This is a genomic window from Pseudomonas sp. MG-9, assembly GCF_018729515.1.
Taxonomy (GTDB): domain Bacteria; phylum Pseudomonadota; class Gammaproteobacteria; order Pseudomonadales; family Pseudomonadaceae; genus Aquipseudomonas; species Aquipseudomonas serboccidentalis.
In genome coordinates this window covers 1-259 of sequence record NZ_JAHHZH010000026.1, presented here as the reverse complement: position 1 = coordinate 259, position 259 = coordinate 1, and the positions used below count along the sequence as shown (strand labels likewise).

Annotated in this window: 1 rRNA gene; it reads left to right on the top strand. The window is 52.1% G+C overall.

Features of this window, described 5'->3' with window-relative positions:
* Positions 1 to 259: ribosomal RNA gene (locus KKQ10_RS28910) — 16S ribosomal RNA — on the top strand; the annotation flags it as partial.

Below are 259 nucleotides of genomic sequence, written 5' to 3'. Positions count from 1 at the left end.
TACGGAGGATGCGAGCGTTATCCGGATTTATTGGGTTTAAAGGGAGCGTAGACGGCCGTTTAAGTCAGCTGTGAAATGGTGCGGCTCAACCGTAGCACTGCAGTTGAAACTGGTCGGCTTGAGTGCAGTTGAGGCAGGCGGAATTCGTGGTGTAGCGGTGAAATGCTTAGATATCACGAAGAACCCCGATTGCGAAGGCAGCCTGCTAAGCTGCAACTGACGTTGAGGCTCGAAAGTGTGGGTATCAAACAGGAGAGAG